The sequence below is a fragment of the Aliidiomarina sp. B3213 genome (assembly GCF_003290085.1).
Lineage (GTDB): Bacteria > Pseudomonadota > Gammaproteobacteria > Enterobacterales > Alteromonadaceae > Aliidiomarina.
Genome location: NZ_QMKJ01000001.1, coordinates 385,282 through 402,258 on the forward strand (window position 1 = coordinate 385,282; position 16,977 = coordinate 402,258).

A 16,977-nucleotide genomic window follows, 5' to 3' on the forward strand; every position below is an offset into this window, starting at 1 on the left:
CCCCGAAAACATGCTCGCTACCTGCCATTCATTATTGCTTTTGTATAGTATTGTACCGCTAAGGTAATTAGATTACAGGTACGGAATCGAAAATTAAATGACAAGATCAAACCTTCTCAAATTCATTGCGCCTTGGGTACTCGGCCTTGTCACGTTGTCGGCGTGCGCCCAGGTTACGGATTCCCGCCCTGATGTACACTCTGGTCAGCTTTACGACTTCTGTGTCGAAACAGGCAATGGGAATGTGCCCATTCAAGTTGAACTAGCGATTACGCAATCACAACGCGCTAGGGGTTTGATGTACAGAGAAAACGTTCCATTAGGTCAGGGCATGTTGTTCATATATGAACGCCCTCGAGTTTTAGGGTTCTGGATGTTAAATACGCTTGTTGCGCTGGATATCGCCTATATAAATAGCCAAAACCGTATAGTTCAGGTAGGGCACATGGAGCCATGCGAGAACAACTATTGTCCTGCGTTTGAGTCAGACGTTCCGGTTGCGCAAGCGCTAGAAATGGCTTCTGGAGAATTCGCACGACTGGGTATTCAGGTTGGAGCCACAGTTAGTCGAGGAGTATGTAATGACTAAATGGCGTTTCATTATAGTTGCTTCACTCTCCGCATTCCTTATGAGTTGTGCAAATACAAGCGACCAAACTCGGTCTACGGCTCAAACTATTCAGTCTGACAAGCGTTTATTCGCTTATAGCGAGTCTGAAATGAGCCGATACCTGCAACGAGGTGTTACCCATCAAAACCAAGTCGCAGCTCGTTTTGGGCAACCTCTCGGCATTAGCCAAAGTGGTGACTTTACGTATTGGAACTACTTAGACAGTCGGGTACCCAAAACGCGAGGAGAGGGCAAAGCTTCGCTAGCTACGCTAAATGTGGTGTTTAACCCTCAAGGTATTTTGGTTGACTACAACTTCCAGTCTCAAGAGATTCCTGATTAACACCATTCGAAATACATCATTTTAAATAGAGAAGCATGCATGAATATCGATGTTTGGATATACATCTTAGGTGGGCTTGCGCTCGTTACTAATTTTATTGCTTATCGCGCAGCGTCAGCAAACCGTTACCGTATTATTGCTGCGTTTGCGCTAGGGTTTCTGAGTGCTCATTTCTTCCTACAAGGTGCTCTTGCTGGTGGCATCGCCTTGGGTATTGGCAGTATTCGTAATATTGTTTCTTTAAGATATACCCAAAAGCCAGTGCTTTATATTTTTGTTCTGATCAACATTGGTTTCTGCTTGTGGGAATGGTTAGTACTGCAAAGTTCGGCAATTTTATTTATAGCCTATGCGTCAGCGCTTATTTTCACGGTTGGAACTATTGTTTTACAAAGCGCTACGAGAATTAGGCAGTGGTTTATATTAGCTGAGTCGTTAGGGCTTATTTATGCGGCTCTGGTAGGCAGTGTATTTGGTGTTCTATTTAATATTTCGAATTTAACAAGCATAGTGGTTACGCTTTGGCGTGATCATCAAAAAGCAAAACTAAATCATGGTTAAGCTATACTCAGATGAGTGATAAGCACTGTAAATAGGGGAAACATAATGAAACGTTCTTTGCTAGCAACTGCAATTTTATTGGGCGTTGTAGGTAACGCACAGGCGGAAACTCGTTCACTGAGTATGGGCGGGGCGGGTGTTGCCAATGGTAGCTACATTCAAGCAGGCTATTTGAACCCTGCGCTTATGGCACGATATGAAGATCGTGACCACATTGGAATCGTGTTTCCTTCTTTGAACCTTGAAGCAGCCGATCGTGACGACCTCATTGATAAAATTGATCAGTTCCAAAACGATTATGAGCAATTAGAGGTTGCGTTAAATGGCAATGATGCAGGTGCTATTCAAGCTGCCCGTTCTAACCTGGTGCAATCTTTTAGCGAGGTTGAAGGTAACGTTTCTGTAGGTGGTGGGGCGTATGCGAAATTAGCTATTCCTACAAGTTTTGTGTCTGCCGCAATTTATTTTAATACCGACTTAAATATCCTAACAGGGCCACGTTTGTCAGGTTCAGACATAAACTTGATTAATACGGCCACCGACATCGATGCTCTCGACCAATTAGAGAGCTCTGCATTAGTTTTAGGTAATGCAGTTTCGGATATAGGACTAGTGCTTGCCAAACGCTTTGAAGTTGGTGGAAACGAATTAGCTGTGGGTATTACGCCAAAGCTACAGCGTGTCGATACATTTGCTTATGCCGCAACAATTAATAGCTTCGACGAAGACGATTATGATGCCGAGTCGTATTCAACAGACGAAAGCGTGAGTAATGTGGATATCGGCGTTACTTACTCCAACAGTTCTTGGAGTATTGGCCTCGCGGCTCGTAATTTAATTGAACACGAGATTGATTCGGTTTCGTTTCAATTACCGAACTTTTTGAGTCCTCAATTCTTAACGTATGAATTTGCTCCAAGTGCCGTTTTAGGCTTTGGCTATAATGCGCGCTTCATGGCTCTATCGTTAGACGTAGACCTAACAGCGAATAACTATCTACAACTTAGCGACAGCAGCCAACAGCTATTATTTGGCGAGGCAGTAAAAACACAGTTCGTTCGTGCTGGTGTTGAGTTTGATGCGTTTAGAAATGCGCAGTTACGTTTAGGTATACGCCACGACCTTGAAGGAACATACGACGACGCTTTAACTGCTGGCTTAGGCTTGTCACCTTTTGGGCGAGTGCACTTGAACTTAACCGGTATATATACAGACGACAGTGACTTTGGTGCTGGTTTACAGCTTGCATTTACGTTCTAATGATCAAACTTGGAGTGTTCGGTAACGAACACTCCTACTTTTATCTCTAAGGAGTAGATTATGGACCCATTTACTATGGTAGCGATCATTGTTGTTGCTGCTATTTCTGCTGGCGCATATAAAACGCACCGCAACACTCGACACGACGGACAATTAGAAGACATGAATGGTTTGAAAGAAGAAGTTCAACACCTTAAAGAGCGTATCAAAACACTAGAAACGATTGTGACTGATCAAAGTTACCGGGTAAAAAGTGAGATAGATGGGTTGCGTGATCGTTAATCTTCACGCTTATCTACCACATCACCTTCGATAGTTTGACCATTACTCTGTGGGCGCTGTTGAAACTGCTTTCTTTGACGCCATAAATGGATAGGAATAAGCAGCCAACTTAACAATAAGAAAAAGACAAACAGCGCCAACCCTACGACCAACAAAACTCCCAGCATAAGCCAAGCAAATATACGGGCAAACACACCGCGTTGCTTCGCTTGGTTAAAGCGACTTTGCATATGCTCGAATTGTCTGCGAAAAAATGCTTTGTTCATAAGTTCCCTGAAACACATTGCTATGGTTTGAGTGTATCAGCTTATAAGTCGAGAGTGTGAGATTGAAATAATTGCTTACGGAAAGTTTAGAAAGGAAAATTGGTCGGCGTGAGAGGATTTGAACCTCCGACCCCTGACACCCCATGACAGTGCGCTACCAGGCTGCGCCACACGCCGACCGCAGAAAGGGTATCTTACGGATTAAAATGTGAATCGCAAGCGCTATTCACGAATAGCACTACAACAGATGAAAAATTGCGCAGTTAGTCAGGCTTCTCGGTAAATCTTTGTAAGGCTTTGAGTGCATCAATAACCGCAACCGGGCTTGGTTCTTCCTGCATTAACCTGTTTCCTTCGTGGTCATACACATTTACGTCGCCATTGGCATGAAGCAAGCTGGTTTTCTCGCTTTCAAAAATATAGATAGCTGGCGATATGCTGGTATAACGCGGGTAACTGCTACTTATACGCTGCAGGGGAATGCCGTTAGTAAAGGTGGCAAAGCTTTCTGCACATGAGAGATACTGGCTGAAGAAGCTCGCCAATAAGTCTTCGTGTTTAGTTAAAACTCTATCTTCCCTTGGTTCAATATTGGCGTACCAAAGAGGGGCACTGAGCCTGTCTGAAATTGAGTTCGATTGCGTTTCTGAGGGAGTTAAACCTGTAATGATAAGCTTGGTTTCAGGCTGTGTGGCTTGAAGCTCTTGAATAAGCTGTATGGTTGCGCGTATATCGTTTTCTGACGCGAAAATAACATTAATATGGCTAGTTGCTTCATTCGCGTTAGTTACGGTTTGAGCCACTGTTTGTAATTGTTCGGGTAGTAGCCTTGTTTCCCAGTTCTCGGTTTGCAGCCATGCGAAGCTGTAACCGTTGTTGGCTAGCGTTTCTTGGTAAGCAGGGCTAACACGATCACGGTTCACGGCAGACAACAACCGATCTGGCAGTCCATAAGATACTTGGAAAACCGCTGCTGCTAAATCAGGATGGGCAATATGATTACCCTGAAATGTACTTACTTCCAAGGAACTCTCGATAAGCATGCGAGAGGACAGCGAGATGTTATCAAAAGCAACTAAAACACTTCGTTGAGTTTGTGGCTTTCTGGCACAAAGCAAAGTTTGAATAGGGTAGCGCAACCTAATGTCTTGTTCTATTTCGAGTTCACTGCGTTGTGACTCGTAGGTAGACATGGATATCCAACCCTGTCGTGTCATCAACGATTTGGCGGTCGTTGGGTAAGATGCCGGGAATAAGTCGTCTTGTTGTGTGATTGGACGATAGAGCGTGGCGTCAGCCCATATATGCATGCTATGGCTAGCAAAAAAGCATACGATGAAAATGCCAGGCAAGGGTTTAAATGAACGCATTGCTTTCAAATCATCAAGCTTTTTCCAGGTGACATTCGCTAAAATTAACTCAACAAGCACAATAAGCAAGAACACCAAGATAAAGCCTAAGAGCAGAATAAAGCTGCCGCCCGTAAACCATTGCTCTGCGTCACTCGTAAGTTGCGTAAGCGCATTTGAATTCAGGTGAAAACTGTAGCTTTGAAAAAAGAGGGCGTCGATGAGTAGAATGAATATCGCCACAGAGGACAGCACTGTAGCTATAGCCCTTAAAAATCGCGAATAAGGGAAGAACAAACAGAACGGGAAAATGAAAATAATAAAGAAAACAAAAGGCAAAAACGCGAAATGACCAATCCAACTTACCAACAAATAAGTGGTTGCTAGGGCTCCATGGGCTGGCTCGGCGGAATCTAAATAAAGCGTACCAATTAACAAAGCAATAATGATGTTGCCCAGGGTAAACCAATGGCCCCAACTTATACTTCTTGCTATGCGATCTCGGTGCTGTTGTTTAGACATTCGCTCTCAACTTGTAATGTAATTTTAGTTTTGAGAAACAGACTGCTTCAGAATTGCCCCGAACTGTTCGGCTAATTGTGCTTTTCTTTGTGCTGAATTTTCTTGTTGAATAACGTGAGTAACCAGATTACCCAATGTCATGAGTGCGAGATCTCTAGGCACGCGTTCTTCTGTTAACGTATTCAAAAGATTCTCGAAAAGTTCTTCTTGTTGCTGTGCAGAATATTTTGATTGAACAGGCATGAGGTTCCTAGTCGCTCCGTGTTAGAATTGAAATGAGTTTAACACAAATTGAAAGCTTGCATAGCGAGAGGGCGCATGAAACTAAGTATCACTTCCAGTGTGGTTCACCACCTTTTTCAAGACAACGACGGACAATTCGGTTTGCGATTGTCGCCGCAATTATTAGAAGAAACGGGTGATGTTCTGGGATTACTAGAAGAGCTTACTCGGGTGTATAACGCGAAGCCGGCAAAAGGATACGCACGCTTTATAGAAAAGCCTTCAGAGGATAGTGAAAGCGAAGACAATATTCCCGTGTCTAGTGAAACAAGCGCTGAACAAAAATTACCTTTCCAAACCTTAGTCGATTCCTGGTTAGCAGAAGAAACTAACTTCTTAGATTTTTCGCAGGAGGCGGCGCGCTTGCTTAAAAACGAAATTGCTGATTATGGAGTGTTTGAAAGTGGCTTCTTATTGATGGCCGACTACGAACAAACAGCAGACCGCTACTTGCTCGTTAGCTTTATTCCTGTGCGCGAAGGGGTAATGGTGCAACCAGACTTATCGGTAGACCGCAGTGCGCAATTGGATGTGAATAAACTACAGCTAGCCGCACGTATTAACCTTACAGAACTTGCTGCCAATGTTGACGGCATGGACTATATCTCCTTTATTCGCGGTAGAGCAGGCAGAAAAGTTGCTGATTTCTTTTTGGATTTCTTGGGGTGCGCAGAACAACTTAACGCGAAGAAAACCACCGAGAGCTTGGTGAAAACAGTACAGTCTTATGTTTCTGATAATGAGCTGCCCAGAGAGTTAGGCGTAACCTTGCAAAAGGACGTGTTCGATTATTGTGGTGAGCAATGGCAACAGGGCGAGAAGGTAAAGGTAGACGATATCGAAGAACGCTTTGGTAACCACGGTGCGCCTTCATTAAAAGAATATACTCAAACTAAAGACGTAACATTGCCGCAGGAGTTTCCAGCTGACAAAACCGCGCTGCGTGGTCTGGTGAAGTTCCAAGGCCAAGGCGGAGGGCTTAGTGTAGCGTTCGAACAGAAAATGCTCGGCGAGAGAGTCCAGTATGATCCTGCTACCGATACATTAACCATAACTGGTACGCCTCCGAATTTAAGAGAGCAATTAAAACGGTTTTACGGTCAAAACGACTAATAAAAATGCCAGCTAAATAGCTGGCATTTTTTTTCGCTAACGTTCACTGCAACGAATTGGGTATTAATTGTCACCGGAGCTTGGAACGATTTGGACGGCGTGCAAACCTTTAGGACCTTCTTGAAGTTCGAATTCAACTTCTTGACCTGCCTTGAGCGTTCTGTATCCATCCATTTGAATTGTGGAATAGTGTGCGAATATGTCACCACTACGATCTTCGCTTTCAATAAAACCGAAACCTTTGGAGTTATTGAACCATTTCACCTTGCCGGTAGCCATACATCTACTTCCTTCTTATGTCGTACGAACTAATTTACCTGTTGTTGAAACATTTCGTTATAATAAAGATGTCTTTGTTTTCTTATGAATAAACCTATGGAGGTTGTTTTTTATAACAACTGACACCATCTCTAACTCTAGAGTAGGTTATTTATTAGTCAAGGCATTTATCGTCTTTTTGCACAAAAAGTTAACATTTATTTTTTGATGATTTCGCGTGAAATGGTCAGGAAACAGCTATAGTAAGAGATATGAGCAAGTTTAGTGATTCAATACCAGAGCACCACTTAGAAGAAGAGACGGTAGTAGGTATAACACCTCCCTCGCAGTACCAAGTGATGTTGAACAATGACGATTACACACCAATGGACTTTGTCATTGAAGTTTTAATGCGGTTTTTTAAGCTTGATCAGGAAGCCGCAACTGATGTTATGTTAAAGGTGCATTATCAAGGAAAAGCAGTTTGTGGTGTATATTCTGCGGAAATTGCCGAAACAAAGGTAGTACAGGTGAATCAGTATGCTCGAGAAAATCAGCATCCTCTGCTCTGTACCATGGAGCAAGCCTAATCAATGAAGTAAGGAGGCATTTATGCTGAACAAAGCGCTGGAACTTACATTAAACGATGCTTTCAAAATTGCGCGTGACCGTCGTCATGAGCTTATGACCGTTGAGCATCTACTTTTAGCCCTCCTAGACAACCCAGAGGCAGCTGAAGCGTTGCGCTCATGCGAGGTGAACTTTGATTCACTGCGCGATGAACTCTTAAATTATATTGAACGAGCTACTCCAAAACTTGGTGATGACCAAGAAGACACGCAACCTACACTTGGTTTTCAACGCGTACTCCAACGTGCAGTATTCCATGTTCAATCTTCGGGTAACTCCGAGGTGAGTGGTGCGAATGTGTTGGTGGCGATTTTCAGTGAGCAAGAGTCACAGGCCGTTTACTTGTTAAACAAGCATGATGTAACACGACTAGACGTTGTGAACTTTATTTCTCATGGCATTTCTCGATTAGACGAAGAACAAGGGCAAGAGCCTGAAGAAGCCGTTGAGGAAGAGGGTGCAAATAGCAAAGAACCGAGTTATTTAGCGCGCTTTTGTACCAATCTTAACGTTCGAGCGCTAGAAGGGCGTATCGACCCGTTAATCGGTCGTGACGCCGAATTAGAACGTACCGTTCAAGTATTGTGTCGTCGTAGAAAGAACAATCCACTTTTAGTCGGTGAAGCTGGTGTAGGTAAAACGGCCATCGCAGAAGGTTTAGCTTACCGGATTGTTCATGGTGATGTTCCAGACGTTATCGGTAACGCGACTATCTACAGTTTAGACATGGGCGCTTTATTAGCGGGTACTAAGTATCGTGGCGACTTTGAAAAGCGCTTTAAAGTGTTACTCAAAGAACTCAGCAAAAACGACGGTGCAGTTCTATTCATTGATGAAATTCACACCATAGTAGGAGCAGGTGCTGCATCGGGAGGCGTAATGGACGCTTCTAACCTGTTAAAACCTATGCTGAGCAGTGGTGAGCTCAAATGTATTGGCTCTACCACCTATCAAGAATTTAAGAATATCTTTGAGAAAGACCGGGCGTTGGTGCGTCGGTTCCAAAAAATAGACGTGGTAGAGCCGTCGGTAGATGACACAACCCGAATTTTGATGGGATTGCGCGACCGATACGAAGAACACCACGGTATACGTTACACGCAACCAGCGATTCGTGCGGCGGCTGAGCTTTCAGCGAAGTATATTAATGAGCGCCATTTGCCGGATAAAGCTATTGATGTTTTAGACGAAGCAGGGGCGAGCCAACGTTTGCTGCCTCCTTCAAAGCGCAAGAAAACGATTGGCGTGGGCGACATCGAGTCGATTATTGCTCGCATTGCTCGAATTCCAGCACAGTCGGTGTCTAGAACCGATCAAAGTATGTTGTCGCAATTGGATCGCAACTTAAAAATGGTGGTATTTGGGCAAGACGAAGCCATCGACAATTTAACCTCTGCGATTCGTTTGTCTCGTTCTGGTTTAGGTAGTGAACATAAACCTGTGGGCTCTTTCTTATTTGCGGGCCCAACCGGTGTGGGTAAAACAGAGGTTACGCAGCAATTAGCGAAGGTTATGGGGGTTGAGTGCCTGCGTTTTGATATGTCGGAGTACATGGAGCGTCATGCGGTTAGTCGTTTAATTGGTGCACCTCCAGGATATGTTGGCTATGAACAAGGTGGCTTACTTACTGAAGCGGTGATTAAAAACCCGTACTGCGTAGTGTTGCTAGATGAAATAGAAAAAGCGCATAGCGATATTTATAACGTGCTGCTGCAAGTTATGGATAACGGATCATTAACCGACAACAACGGTAGAAAAGCTGATTTTAGAAACGTTGTGCTGGTGATGACAACCAATGCTGGTGTTCGTGAAACAGTGCGCAAGTCTATTGGCTTTAAGCAACAAGACCACAGTTTCGACGCGATGTCTGAAATCAATAAGGTGTTTACCCCAGAGTTCAGAAACCGTCTTGATGGCATTATTTGGTTCAACCACTTAGATGAGGAAGTTATTCTTCAGGTTGTCGACAAGTTTATTTGTGAGTTACAAGCGCAACTAGACCGTAAAGGCGTTTCTCTAGAAATGGATAGTGCTGCAAGAAAATGGCTTGCTGAAAATGGCTACGACAAAGCTATGGGAGCAAGGCCAATGGAGCGTATCATTCAAGAGCACCTGAAAAAGCCGCTTGCCAATGAGATTCTATTTGGCAAATTGAGCCAAGGCGGTAACGTACGCGTTACTGTGAATGAAGAGGCGACGGATATAACGGAGCAGTTGCGATTTATTTATGATAACGAGAGCGAAGCGGTTAGCGCTTCATAAGTGGTTTTTCAAAAAGGTTGAAAGCTGTTGATACGAAAAAGCCCGACTTATTGAAGTCGGGCTTTTTTATAATGTGCTCACAACGCAAAAAAGCGCTATGCGTTGAATAATTAACGTGTTCTGAAAACGATACGACCTTTAGTTAAGTCGTAAGGCGTTAATTGTACGGTAACTTTGTCACCAGTAAGAATTCGAATGTAGTTCTTACGCATTTTTCCAGAGATGTGCGCAGTCACCACGTGACCGTTTTCTAGCTCAACACGGAACATGGTGTTTGGGAGTGTTTCAAGGATAACTCCCTGCATTTCAATACTATCTTCTTTCGCCATTCATTCCTCGGATATTTATCTGTACATTCTGGCTGATTTTCAAACGCGGGGGATTTTAGCGCGTTTCTGTCGAAATTGCCAACTCGTTCATCATTATGGCTTGTGGTGCAAGAAACCGGTTTAAAATTTGTGTGGCTTTACCCAAATTGAGTTGTTGAATGTATTGGTGTCTAGGTAGATCAATTGCGCCCAATGAATACAAATGCTCATTGGGTACCTGGCAGTCGATAAGTTTTAACCCGGCTGGACTTAAGTGTGTCTCTAATGCTAAAAGCGCACATTTTGAAGCGTTTGTAGCTTTATGGAACATGCTTTCCCCACAAAATGTACTACCCACTAAAACACCATATAATCCGCCGACCAATTCGTTATCCTGCCAAACTTCAACAGAGTGGGCTTTTCCTAATTGGTGAAGCTCTACGTAAGCATTTATCATTTCTTCCGTAATCCATGTGCCTGTTTTCTCTTCATGAACTTCTGCACAAGCCTGAATAACTTCCTCAAACGCTTGGTTGATCGAGTAAGAAAAGGTTGTCTTGCGAACAAACTTTTTAAGACTTCTACTGACGTGCAGTTGCCCTGGTAGAAAAACAGTTCGTGGATTAGGAGACCACCACATGATGGGTTCGCCATCGCAAAACCAAGGAAAGATCCCGTGCTCATAGGCAGCTATTAGTCTAGGCGTAGATAAGTCGCCGCCAAACGCCAGCAAGCCATTTGGATCGACGAGTGAATTTTCTACAGGAGGAAAATCAAGTGAAAGAGGGGAGAGTTGACTAAGCACGAAAAAAAGCCCAAACCTAAGTTCGGGCTTCTCCATATTACTTATCTAGCGCGTCAAGGTAGCGCTCTGCGTCGAGAGCCGCCATACAGCCTGTACCGGCTGAAGTTATTGCTTGACGATAAATATGGTCGCTCACGTCACCCGCAGCGAAAACACCCGGAATACTTGTTTGGGTAGCGTTGCCGTCGGTGCCTGAATGAACTTTAATGTAGCCATTTTCCATATTCAGTTGGCCTTCAAACATTTGTGTGTTTGGCTGGTGGCCAATGGCGATAAATACGCCGTGTACCGACAAATCACTGATTTCGTCATTTTGTGTGTCGCGTAATTTAACGCCAGTCACACCTGCGTCATCACCTACAACTTCTTCTAAGGTTTTGTTTAGATGAAGCTTGATATTGCCATTCTTCGCTTTTGCCATGAGGCGATCAGCAAGAATTTTCTCTGAACGGAAGCTGTCGCGACGGTGAATGACATGAACAGTTTCAGCAATATTTGAAAGGTATAGTGCTTCTTCAACAGCAGTGTTTCCGCCACCTACAACACAAACCTCTTGTCCGCGGTAGAAGAAACCGTCACAAGTAGCACATGCACTCACTCCACGGCCTTGGAATGCAGTTTCTGAGGGTAAGCCTAAGTATTTAGCTGAAGCACCAGTAGCAATGATTAACGCGTCGCAAGTGTATTCACCACTGTCACCTTTCAAACGGAAAGGACGCTCTGTAAGCGCTACTTCGTTAATGTGATCGAAAATGATCTCTGTGTTGAAGCGCTCTGCGTGCTGTTGCATACGAACCATTAAGTCAGGTCCAGTTAAGCCTTCTGGATCGCCTGGCCAGTTCTCTACTTCAGTTGTGGTGGTTAACTGACCGCCTTGTTGCATACCCGTTACGAGTACCGGGTTTAAGTTCGCGCGAGCTGCATAAACAGCAGCTGTATAACCAGCAGGTCCAGACCCTAAAATTAATAGTTTACAATGCTTTACTTCAGACATTCAGATGCTCCGTAGGGCGTTCTGTTAAATAAAATGATTCGGTATTCTAGGCAAGAGCAGGGAAGAGGTAAAGCACCCGGAGTAACCGAGTGCTTTGTAGGGTGTAAACTTTACGATTCGCGAATTGCTTCTAGCGGATCTTTGTAGTTTAAACCAAGTTCTTCACCTAAATCGTCATGCACTGCTTTATAGGTAATGTCACCACGGTGCATATTCAAGCCGTTTAGAAGATTTTTATCACGCTCAAGGGCAACCAAGCCGTCGTTTGCGATAGCAATACCATGTGGCAATGTCGCATTGTTCAACGCAATAGTTGAAGTTCTTGCTACGCCACCTGGCATGTTAGCCACGCAGTAATGTACAACGTCATCAACAATATAAGTTGGGTCTTGGTGCGTTGTTGCTTTAGAAGTTTCAAAGCAACCGCCTTGGTCTATAGCAACGTCAACCAATACAGAACCAGGCTTCATTTGTTTAATGTGCTCACGAGTAAGCAATTTTGGAGCTGCCGCACCTGGAATAAGTACTGCACCTACAACAAGGTCTGCTTGACGAGAGAAGTGGTCGATAGCGTCAACAGTAGAGAAGATGGTTTTCACACGGCCATCAAAGATGTCGTCTAGTTCACGCATACGGGTTAGTGAACGATCTAATATAGTTACGTCTGCGCCCATACCAATGGCCATTTTCGCAGCGTTCGTACCTACAACACCGCCACCAATGATAAGCACTTGCGCAGGTGCTACACCAGGAACACCACCAAGCAATGTACCGCTACCACCTTGTGCTTTTTCCAAGTGGTGTGCACCAGCTTGAATAGACATGCGACCAGCAACTTCGCTCATTGGCGCCAATAGAGGCAAGCCACCACGGCTGTCGGTTACTGTTTCGTAAGCAATCGCTGTTACACCAGCTTCTGCCAACAAACGTGTTTGCTCTGGGTCTGGTGCTAAATGTAGGTAGGTGTAAAGAATTTGGCCTTCACGTAGTTGTTTACATTCGTTTGGCTGTGGCTCTTTAACTTTCACGATCATTTCTGCAGTCGCGAAAATTTCCTCTGGCGTGTCAATAATTTTTGCACCAGCTTGCTCATAGTCTTCATTGGTAAAACCAATCGCAAGACCACCGTCGCGCTCTACGATAACTTCGTGACCGTGAGCTACATATTCGCGCACAGCAGCAGGAGACAAGCCAATACGGTATTCGTGGTTTTTTATCTCTTTAGGTACACCAACTAACATGAGGTAGTCCTTCTTTAATTAGGGCTAGTAAAAGGCCAAGAAAAATTTGCGCAAAGTATAGCCTAGCCATGTGTAGTGTGACTCACTTTTGTTTATGCTCTAAAAAGACTAAAATGCTGTTAATTATTTTAAAAATAGTGGAAATAACCAACTGTGTCTGAATTTGAAGATAAAATAACCATCGATCGCATAGACCGTAAAATATTGCGCATTCTGCAAGATGACGGAAGAATCACCAATACGGCTTTAGCGAAAGCGGTGGGATTAAGTCCTACGCCTTGTCTTGAAAGGGTTAAAAAGCTTGAAAAGCTTGGTGTTATTGAAGGTTATACCGCCAAAATAAATCCTGACAAGCTAGGCTCACCTTTATTGGTTTTTGTAGAAATAACCTTAAGTAGAACCTCGACCGACTCTTTCGCTGACTTCAGCGAAGCCGCACAAAAAACAGATGAGGTGTTAGAGTGTCATTTAGTGTCTGGTGATTTCGACTTTTTACTCAAAGCTCGTGTTGCCGATATGGCTGCGTACAGAAAGTTACTTGGGGAAACCATTTTGAATATGCCAGGTGTAAATGAGTCGCGAACCTACGTGGTTATGGAGGCGGTGAAGCAGGGTAACAAAGTGGTGATTCGTAATTAATTTTTATGAGGCATCCACCTCGCTATTCTTATGCTGTATAGTGATTGCAGCATATAAAAATTATAAAGTAGGTTGTGTTCTAAAGGAATAAAAACTACATGACAGGCATACAAAGACTATTAGAAGCCGGTTTAATACTTGTTAGCGCATTAAGTATCTTTCTTCTCACTTCGTTACTTACGTTTCACCCCGCTGATCCCGGTTGGACACAGGCAGGTTATACCCAAGAAATACAGAATGCTGCCGGGCCAATAGGCGCTTGGTTTGCTGATGTTTTGTTATTCGTATTCGGAATTATGGCTTACGCCATGCCATTCCTGCTTATGCTTGCCGGTTATTTTATTTTTTACCGTCCCCGTGAAGTGACTGAAATCGATTTTTTAACACTCGGCCTCCGTTTAATTGGTGTGGTTCTTGTGGTTGCAGGTGCCACTGGCATATTTAGCATTCATGTGGGACCCGTGTTCTCGTTTTCTGCAGGTGGCATATTTGGTGATGTACTGGTAAGCGCCATGGTGCCGTACTTCAATGTGCCAGGCACGTTATTATTGCTGCTTACTTTTGTGCTCACTGGAATTACGCTGATGACCGGACTTTCTTGGCTGAAAGTTGTCGATGCCATCGGACAAGGAACCATTACTGCAGGTTTGTGGATTTATAACCGCTTTAGCCAAAGCTCGGCAGAGCCTGCACCGCAAAAAGCTCCAAAAGAACCCTCTGTTTGGTTATTAAGAATACAAGCGTTGGCAAGTAAACTCGCGTTTTGGAATCGTAAGGGTGAAAAGCAAGATAAGGTAGAAAGCGTACAAGAGGAAAGCGACGACGTACCATGGAACGATGGACGCGTAGAGCCTGCCATTGATGAAGATATTCCGTCGATCACTACGTCAGCACCAGAGATCGATGATGATGAACTCGAGCGTCGCGTTGGCAACATTGCGCACCATGAAAATGACACCGATGATTTTGATGAAGACTACGAAGAAGCTGACGTCGATACCGGGGATAGCTGCGACTTCGAAGACGATACGGTAGCGCCTGAACAGAATGACGATGAAAGCGATGAAGCTGACCAAGAAGAGGCTACTGAAGAGCCAAGCCGATATGTTGATCCATTACCGTCACTTGCCTTACTAGACAGACCAAACCAACAGGAAAATCCACTTTCACAAGAAGAGCTAGATCAAATAAGTCGTACTGTAGAGTCGGTATTGAAAGACTTTGGTGTAGACGTTCACGTTGCAGGTGTTCAACCTGGGCCTGTTATAACTCGATTTGAGCTCGACTTGGCGCCAGGGGTAAAAGTTTCCAAAATATCTAATCTTGCAAAAGATATAGCTCGCAGTTTGTCGGCTATCGCTGTGCGTGTAGTTGAGGTAATTCCTGGTAAGTCCTATGTAGGGTTGGAATTGCCGAACAAACACCGAGAGATTGTGCAGCTACACGAAGTTTTGTCATGTGACGCATTCCAAAACTCAGCCTCGCCACTCACCATGGTATTAGGTAAGGATATCTCCGGGAAACCGGTTGTGGTTGATCTTGCCAAAATGCCACATTTACTCGTTGCGGGTACAACCGGCTCAGGTAAGTCGGTTGGTGTTAACGTCATGATTCTTAGCTTGCTGTATAAGTCACAGCCAGAAGACGTGCGCCTTATTATGATCGACCCTAAAATGCTTGAGTTGTCTGTATACGAAGGTATTCCACACTTACTTGCTGAAGTGGTTACCGACATGAAAGATGCAGCTAATGCGCTGCGTTGGTGTGTTGGAGAAATGGAGCGTCGTTATAAGTTAATGTCGGCGCTGGGTGTTCGAAACCTCAAAGGCTATAACGCCAAAGTTTTGGACGCCAAAGAGCAAGGTCAACCTATAAAAGATCCACTCTGGAAGCCTACAGACTCTATGGACGTTGAAGCGCCAGAGCTAGAAAAACTGCCTTACATTGTCGTGGTTGTAGACGAGTTCGCTGACATGATGATGATTGTAGGGAAGAAAGTTGAAGAGCTCATCGCGCGTATCGCTCAAAAAGCGCGAGCTGCGGGTATTCACTTAGTGTTGGCTACGCAAAGACCTTCAGTAGACGTTATTACGGGCTTAATTAAGGCCAATATACCTACCCGTATGGCTTTCCAAGTGTCGTCAAAAGTAGACTCGAGAACGATACTCGACCAACCGGGCGCAGAACAATTGTTGGGGCAGGGTGACATGCTTTACTTACCGCCAGGTTCTGGTGTTCCTACTCGTGTTCATGGGGCATTTGTTGACGATCATGAAGTACATGCCGTAGTAGGTGACTGGAAAGCACGAGGTAAACCGAATTACCTAGAAGAAATTCTTAGCGGTGATGCGAATGAAGATACGTTACTACCTGGTGAAAGCAGTGACGAAGACGCAGAGTCTGATCCGTTATACGACGAAGCTGTCGCTTTTGTAACGGAAAAAGGACGGGTTTCGGTGTCATCGGTGCAGCGCCAATTTAGAATTGGTTACAATCGGGCGGCGCGCATTGTTGAACAAATGGAAGTTAGTGGTGTCGTATCATCAGCAGGCCCAGGCGGTGCGCGGGAAGTATTAGCCCCTCGTGCTCCGCGTGACTTTTAACGGATGTAGAGGCTACATATGCAGTACTTCAAAAGGTTTGTAATCCTTATTACAGTAGGTTGCGCACTCACGGTGCTTTCAGTGCAAGCGCAACAAGAACAGAGTGAAGCTCTGACAAGTTTAAAAGCGAATTTAGACCAAATTGAAACGCTTGCGGGAGATTTCGAGCAAACGGTTTACGAAAATAACGAAGTACTGCAAAGCTTGTCGGGCAACTTCGTGTTGGCTAGAGACTCACTGTTACGTTGGGAAACCCTGTCACCGGAACCTTCCACATTGGTCGCTGATGGTGAAACTTTGTGGTACTACGACCCCTTTATAGAGCAAGTGTCTTTGTTTGACCAACAACAAATGACCGAGTCTAATGCATTGCTCGTACTCCTTGAAACAAGTGCAGAACTTGAGGGAATGAGGGTTACGCGAGATAACTTAGAGTGGAGTATTCAAGGTGAAGATGAATCTCAGTCTTTACGCATGAACTTTTCACCTGATGGTGTCTTGCAGGGACTGCATATTCAGACAGGAATGAATCAATTTAGTGTCATCACCTTCACTAACCTTCAAGTGAATGACAGCGTAGATTCCAACATTTTCGAGTTTCAAATCCCGGAAGGGGTTATGGTAGACGACCAAAGATAAACCAAAGGTT

Annotated in this window: 19 protein-coding genes and 1 tRNA gene; 11 read left to right on the forward strand and 9 right to left on the reverse strand. The window is 44.3% G+C overall.

What is annotated here, in order from left to right:
• Nucleotides 1–97 precede the first annotated feature (97 nt).
• The 5 genes from DQX04_RS01860 to DQX04_RS01880 are packed head-to-tail and all read left to right on the forward strand — an operon-like array spanning nucleotide 98 to nucleotide 3,056.
• On the forward strand, nucleotides 98–589 hold the full coding sequence (locus tag DQX04_RS01860) for a DUF192 domain-containing protein (protein ID WP_111914101.1): 492 nt from the start codon (nucleotides 98–100) through the stop codon (nucleotides 587–589).
• The gene (locus DQX04_RS01865) at nucleotides 582–953 is read left to right on the forward strand and encodes a hypothetical protein (protein ID WP_111914102.1); all 372 of its coding nucleotides are present in this window, start codon (nucleotides 582–584) and stop codon (nucleotides 951–953) included. The genes DQX04_RS01860 and DQX04_RS01865 overlap by 8 nt, the downstream gene beginning before the upstream one ends.
• A 39-nt stretch (nucleotides 954–992) precedes the next feature.
• On the forward strand, nucleotides 993–1,514 hold the full coding sequence (locus tag DQX04_RS01870; RefSeq protein ID WP_165831918.1) for a YgjV family protein: 522 nt from the start codon (nucleotides 993–995) through the stop codon (nucleotides 1,512–1,514).
• A 45-nt stretch (nucleotides 1,515–1,559) separates the two neighbouring features.
• Nucleotides 1,560–2,774, forward strand: coding sequence for a conjugal transfer protein TraF (gene traF / locus DQX04_RS01875; RefSeq protein ID WP_111914103.1), 1,215 nt, complete (start codon nucleotides 1,560–1,562; stop codon nucleotides 2,772–2,774).
• A 60-nt stretch (nucleotides 2,775–2,834) separates the two neighbouring features.
• On the forward strand, nucleotides 2,835–3,056 hold the full coding sequence (locus DQX04_RS01880) for a hypothetical protein (protein ID WP_111914104.1): 222 nt from the start codon (nucleotides 2,835–2,837) through the stop codon (nucleotides 3,054–3,056).
• Here the strand turns inward: DQX04_RS01880 and DQX04_RS01885 are convergent.
• The 4 genes from DQX04_RS01885 to DQX04_RS01900 all read right to left on the reverse strand — a co-directional run bounded on the left by DQX04_RS01885 (nucleotide 3,053) and on the right by DQX04_RS01900 (nucleotide 5,436).
• The gene (locus tag DQX04_RS01885) at nucleotides 3,053–3,322 is read right to left on the reverse strand and encodes a hypothetical protein (protein ID WP_111914105.1); all 270 of its coding nucleotides are present in this window, start codon (nucleotides 3,320–3,322) and stop codon (nucleotides 3,053–3,055) included. The genes DQX04_RS01880 and DQX04_RS01885 overlap by 4 nt on opposite strands.
• A 100-nt stretch (nucleotides 3,323–3,422) precedes the next feature.
• Nucleotides 3,423–3,499: transfer RNA gene (locus tag DQX04_RS01890), tRNA-Pro, on the reverse strand.
• Between the two features lie 86 nt (nucleotides 3,500–3,585).
• Nucleotides 3,586–5,193 carry a DUF3413 domain-containing protein gene (locus DQX04_RS01895; RefSeq protein ID WP_111914106.1) on the reverse strand — a complete coding sequence of 536 codons (1,608 nt, stop codon included), beginning with the start codon at nucleotides 5,191–5,193 and terminating at the stop codon, nucleotides 3,586–3,588.
• A gap of 24 nt (nucleotides 5,194–5,217) precedes the next feature.
• The gene (locus DQX04_RS01900) at nucleotides 5,218–5,436 is read right to left on the reverse strand and encodes a DUF1414 domain-containing protein (RefSeq protein WP_111914107.1); all 219 of its coding nucleotides are present in this window, start codon (nucleotides 5,434–5,436) and stop codon (nucleotides 5,218–5,220) included.
• Between the two features lie 75 nt (nucleotides 5,437–5,511).
• On the opposite strand from DQX04_RS01900, the gene yejK reads away from it, so the two are divergent.
• Nucleotides 5,512–6,588, forward strand: coding sequence for a nucleoid-associated protein YejK (gene yejK / locus DQX04_RS01905; RefSeq protein ID WP_111914108.1), 1,077 nt, complete (start codon nucleotides 5,512–5,514; stop codon nucleotides 6,586–6,588).
• A 63-nt stretch (nucleotides 6,589–6,651) separates the two neighbouring features.
• On the opposite strand, the gene cspD is transcribed toward yejK, so the two are convergent.
• Nucleotides 6,652–6,867, reverse strand: a complete 216-nt coding sequence (gene cspD, locus DQX04_RS01910) for a cold shock domain-containing protein CspD (RefSeq protein WP_111914109.1) — start codon at nucleotides 6,865–6,867, stop codon at nucleotides 6,652–6,654.
• A 251-nt stretch (nucleotides 6,868–7,118) separates the two neighbouring features.
• Between cspD and clpS the strand changes: the two genes are divergently transcribed.
• The gene (clpS, locus tag DQX04_RS01915) at nucleotides 7,119–7,436 is read left to right on the forward strand and encodes an ATP-dependent Clp protease adapter ClpS (protein WP_111914110.1); all 318 of its coding nucleotides are present in this window, start codon (nucleotides 7,119–7,121) and stop codon (nucleotides 7,434–7,436) included.
• Between the two features lie 22 nt (nucleotides 7,437–7,458).
• Nucleotides 7,459–9,738, forward strand: a complete 2,280-nt coding sequence (gene clpA, locus DQX04_RS01920; protein ID WP_111914111.1) for an ATP-dependent Clp protease ATP-binding subunit ClpA — start codon at nucleotides 7,459–7,461, stop codon at nucleotides 9,736–9,738.
• Nucleotides 9,739–9,848: 110 nt separating this feature from the next.
• Here the strand turns inward: clpA and infA are convergent, their stop codons facing one another.
• The 4 genes from infA to ald all read right to left on the reverse strand — a co-directional run bounded on the left by infA (nucleotide 9,849) and on the right by ald (nucleotide 13,086).
• Nucleotides 9,849–10,067, reverse strand: a complete 219-nt coding sequence (gene infA / locus DQX04_RS01925; protein ID WP_111914112.1) for a translation initiation factor IF-1 — start codon at nucleotides 10,065–10,067, stop codon at nucleotides 9,849–9,851.
• 55 nt (nucleotides 10,068–10,122) lie between these two features.
• Nucleotides 10,123–10,851 (reverse strand): leucyl/phenylalanyl-tRNA--protein transferase, encoded by a 729-nt coding sequence (gene aat, locus DQX04_RS01930; RefSeq protein ID WP_207801072.1) that lies wholly within the window; start codon nucleotides 10,849–10,851, stop codon nucleotides 10,123–10,125.
• A gap of 37 nt (nucleotides 10,852–10,888) precedes the next feature.
• Nucleotides 10,889–11,845 (reverse strand): thioredoxin-disulfide reductase, encoded by a 957-nt coding sequence (gene trxB / locus DQX04_RS01935; protein ID WP_111914114.1) that lies wholly within the window; start codon nucleotides 11,843–11,845, stop codon nucleotides 10,889–10,891.
• A gap of 110 nt (nucleotides 11,846–11,955) precedes the next feature.
• Nucleotides 11,956–13,086, reverse strand: a complete 1,131-nt coding sequence (ald, locus tag DQX04_RS01940; RefSeq protein WP_111914115.1) for an alanine dehydrogenase — start codon at nucleotides 13,084–13,086, stop codon at nucleotides 11,956–11,958.
• A 153-nt stretch (nucleotides 13,087–13,239) separates the two neighbouring features.
• Between ald and lrp the strand changes: the two genes are divergently transcribed.
• From lrp to lolA, 3 genes are all read left to right on the forward strand, one after another.
• The gene (lrp, locus tag DQX04_RS01945; RefSeq protein ID WP_111914116.1) at nucleotides 13,240–13,725 is read left to right on the forward strand and encodes a leucine-responsive transcriptional regulator Lrp; all 486 of its coding nucleotides are present in this window, start codon (nucleotides 13,240–13,242) and stop codon (nucleotides 13,723–13,725) included.
• A 98-nt stretch (nucleotides 13,726–13,823) separates the two neighbouring features.
• A complete protein-coding gene (locus DQX04_RS01950; RefSeq protein WP_111914117.1) occupies nucleotides 13,824–16,328 on the forward strand; it encodes a DNA translocase FtsK in 2,505 nt (834 codons plus the stop codon).
• A gap of 18 nt (nucleotides 16,329–16,346) precedes the next feature.
• Nucleotides 16,347–16,967 (forward strand): outer membrane lipoprotein chaperone LolA, encoded by a 621-nt coding sequence (lolA, locus tag DQX04_RS01955; RefSeq protein ID WP_111914118.1) that lies wholly within the window; start codon nucleotides 16,347–16,349, stop codon nucleotides 16,965–16,967.
• Nucleotides 16,968–16,977: the final 10 nt, after the last annotated feature.